Source organism: Streptomyces sp. ActVer (genome assembly GCF_027270795.1).
GTDB classification, from domain to species: domain Bacteria; phylum Actinomycetota; class Actinomycetes; order Streptomycetales; family Streptomycetaceae; genus Streptomyces; species Streptomyces umbrinus_A.
Genome location: NZ_JAPWHT010000706.1, coordinates 1 through 3,470, shown reverse-complemented (window position 1 = coordinate 3,470; position 3,470 = coordinate 1). Strand labels below are relative to the sequence as shown.

4 protein-coding genes are annotated in these 3,470 nt (G+C 71.1%); 3 read left to right on the top strand and 1 reads right to left on the bottom strand.

The genetic code is table 11. The annotated features are described in order from the left end of the window. Positions 1-199 precede the first annotated feature (199 nt). On the bottom strand, positions 200-1,396 hold the full coding sequence (locus O3Q52_RS50845; protein WP_269655204.1) for a sensor domain-containing protein: 1,197 nt from the start codon (positions 1,394-1,396) through the stop codon (positions 200-202). Positions 1,397-1,755: 359 nt separating this feature from the next. Between O3Q52_RS50845 and O3Q52_RS50840 the strand changes: the two genes are divergently transcribed. From O3Q52_RS50840 to O3Q52_RS50830, 3 genes are all read left to right on the top strand, one after another. Next, positions 1,756-2,181 (top strand): NADH-quinone oxidoreductase subunit A, encoded by a 426-nt coding sequence (locus O3Q52_RS50840; protein WP_269655205.1) that lies wholly within the window; start codon positions 1,756-1,758, stop codon positions 2,179-2,181. Positions 2,182-2,225: 44 nt separating this feature from the next. Beyond that, entirely contained in the window at positions 2,226-2,864 is a 639-nt protein-coding gene (locus tag O3Q52_RS50835) for an NADH-quinone oxidoreductase subunit B (protein ID WP_269655203.1), read from the top strand. Continuing rightward, a partial coding sequence (locus O3Q52_RS50830) for an NADH-quinone oxidoreductase subunit C (protein WP_269655202.1) occupies positions 2,861-3,470 on the top strand: 610 nt, incomplete at its 3' end. The genes O3Q52_RS50835 and O3Q52_RS50830, both read left to right, overlap by 4 nt.

Below are 3,470 nucleotides of genomic sequence, written 5' to 3'. Positions count from 1 at the left end.
GTAGATGCCGAACTTGGCGTCCATGTACCAGCGCGGCACAGGATGGGTGTCGAGGGACGCCTTGGCCTCGTCCTCCCGTGCAGACTGGGCACGTGTGTGCGGGCAGGTGTGCAGGCCGGGACCGGGGGACGCGAGGTCCGCATCCACGCCCGTCCTGCCTGCTCAGCCCACTCCACCCGCTCCGCCCCACCGGTTCCGCCTACCCGGTCAGTTCCCGGTCCCGCCACGGGAGTTCGGCCGTGATCGTCGTCGGTCCCCCGACCGGTGAGTCGATGACGAACAGGCCGTCCACCGCGCCGAGCCGGTCCGCGAGTCCCGCCATTCCCGTGCCGCCGTCGAGGGCGGCCCCGCCGCGGCCGTCGTCCCAGACCTGTATGAGGAGGCGGTCGTCGGAGCGCCACACGTCGACGGACGCGGACCGCGCCCCGCTGTGCTTGCTGACGTTCTGAAGGAGCTCGGAGACGGTGAAGTACGCGATGCCCTCGATGGCCGCGGCCGGCCGCGTCGGCAGATCGGCGGTCACCTTCACCGGCACCGTGCAGCGCGAGGCGACCGAGGACAGCGCGGCGTCCAGACCGCGGTCGGTGAGGACCGCGGGATGGATGCCGCGGGCCAGGTCCCGCAGCTCCTGCAAGGCCAGCTTCACCTCGCCGTGCGCCTCGTCGACCATGGCGGCGACGGTCTCGTCGGCCTGGCCCTCCAGCAGCTTCTCCTTCGCCAGACCGAGGCCCATCGCGAGGTTCACCAGCCGGGCCTGAGCCCCGTCGTGCAGATCGCGCTCGATACGCCGCAGGTCGGCCGCGGCCGTGTCGACGACCACTCCCCGGTCCGACTCCAGCTCGGCGATCCGCCGCTCCAGCTCGTCCGAGGGCGAGAGCAGCCCGCGCACCATCGCCCGGTCCGCGTTGGCCAGTCCCCGTGCGATGTACGGAAGCACCGGCCACAGCACGAACAACGAGACCAGGGTGACGGTGAACGTGACCACGCCCCACGGCAGCCGCATGAACTCGTACAGCACCGTGCGCCAGCCGACCGGGTCCTTCAGCGCCATCCACAGCTGTGCGAAGAACCCGCCCCGCCCGCGCAACGGCAGCGGGCTCGGCTCGTCCACCCGCACCCCGAGCAGCCCCCTGGCCCGGCCCCGCTCCAGCTTGCCCAGCTGGCGCGCGCCCATCAGCCCGGCCGCGAGCAGCGGGAACCCGATCACCGTCAGGGTCAGGAAGGCACCCGTGAACAGCACGGTCACCACGTACGTGAACCCGACGAGCGACACCGGCAGGTTGGCCAGGAGATGCGCGATCTCCTTCCAGGTGTGCCGGTCGTACGCGAAGCGCGCGGGTGGCGGCCGGTCGGTGGCGCCGTCCGGAGTGTCGGCGGCCAGGATGCGTTCGGTCATAGGCGCCAGCCTGCCGGGCCGCGGGCCGCTGCGCCATGAGGCGGACCGCCCGGATCCCCTGGGGTAAACCCCACCATCCTCCGGTTGAAGACCGGCCGGAGGGTGCCCGGAAGACGGGCTGAAGACGGCCGGAAGTCGGCCGGGAGACGGCCTGAATGCAGCCGAAGTGCTGCCCGGGAAAGCCGTCACGTCATGCCTACCCGTGACGGGCTGCTTACCGTCTCTTTATCAGGCCCTAGACTCCGGTGCGTACAGATCGTCGAACGCGGCGCATCGCACGGCGCACGCGTAGTCGGCGCGTGGTAAGTACGGGGTCGTACGAGGTCAGGGAGCGAGGGGCGGACGTGCCGGAACCGACCATGGTCGTGGCGACCGGGACCGCTGGGGCCGCCGAGACAGCCGGGACCGTCCTCGCGGCGGACTATTTCGAGTCCTATTCGGTCGTCGGACTGCTCGCCGTGGTCGGCGTGCTGTTCGTCGCCGTCGCCTTCGGAGCGGGCCGTCTGCTGCGGCCCGTCGTTCCGACACCCGAGAAGCTCATGACGTACGAATGCGGCGTCGACCCCGTCGGCGAGGGCTGGGCCCACACCCAGGTCCGCTACTACGTCTACGCCTTCCTCTACGTGATCTTCGCCGTCGACTCGATCTTCCTCTTCCCCTGGGCGACGGTCTTCGCCGCTCCGGGCTACGGCGCGGCGACGCTCGTGGAGATGTTCATCTTCCTCGGCTTCCTGGCCGTGGGCCTGCTGTACGCATACAAGAAGGGCGTCCTCACATGGACGTGACCCCGGACGTGACCCCAGACATGACCCCAGACATGGCTCCGGACATGACTCCGAACACGGACGTGACCCCGGGGCCTGTGCTCCTGCCCGAGCCGAAGCGGCTCGGCGTGCTCTCACGCCTCGCCCCCGAGCCGATGAAGGTGGTCCTGAACTGGGGCCGCCGCTACTCGCTCTGGGTCTTCAACTTCGGCCTCGCCTGCTGCGCGATCGAGTTCATCGCGGCGTCGATGGCCCGCCACGACTTCATCCGCCTCGGTGTGATCCCGTTCGCGCCGGGCCCCCGCCAGGCCGACCTGATGGTCGTGTCCGGCACGGTCACCGACAAGATGGCCCCGGCCGTTAAGCGCCTGTACGAGCAGATGCCCGAGCCGAAGTACGTCATCTCCTTCGGCGCCTGCTCGAACTGCGGCGGCCCGTACTGGGACTCGTACTCCGTGACGAAGGGCGTCGACCAGATCATCCCCGTCGACGTGTACGTCCCCGGCTGCCCGCCCCGGCCCGAGGCCCTCCTCCAGGGCATCCTCAAGCTCCAGGAGAAGATCGCCCGGGAGTCGCTGGGGGAGCGCTACGGAACCTCCCGCCCCTCCACGGCGGCCCTCCAGAGCGGCCTCGTACAGCCTCCGTCCGCGACGCCGTCCGCGCAGTCGTCCACACAGCCGTCGGCCACGGGGGACGCCCGATGACCGGTTGGCTCCCCGCCCCCGTCGAGGAACTCTTCGGCCCGGACACCACGGCAGAGGAGTCGTACGAGGTCCTGACGGTCGACGTGCCGCCGACGTCCTGGCTCGCCTCCCTGGAGGCCGCGCGGGACGTGCTCGGCTGTACGTACTTCGACTGGCTGAGTGCCGTCGACGAACCCGGCACCGGTTTCCGCGTCTCGGCCCACGTCGTCGCCCTCGCTCCGGTCCGCCGCCTCCTCGTACGGACGACCGTCCCGCACGACGCCCCCGTACTCCCCTCCGCCGTCGAGGTCTACGCGGGCGCCGCCTGGCACGAACGCGAGACCCACGAGATGTTCGGCGTCACCTTCGAGGGCCACCCCGGCCTGGATCCCCTCCTGCTCCCCGAGGGCTTCGAGGGCCACCCCCTCCGCAAGGACTTCGTCCTCGCCGCCCGCGTGGTCAAGGCCTGGCCGGGTGCGAAGGAACCGGGGGAGTCGGAACACGGCGGCCCCAAGCGCCGCCAGATGCTCCCGCCAGGCGTTCCCGACCCCAACGAGTGGGGCCCCCTCAAGGGCCAACTCCCGCCTGCCCCGGCCCGCCCGGCCCGCGGCGCCGCCCGGCCGGCCG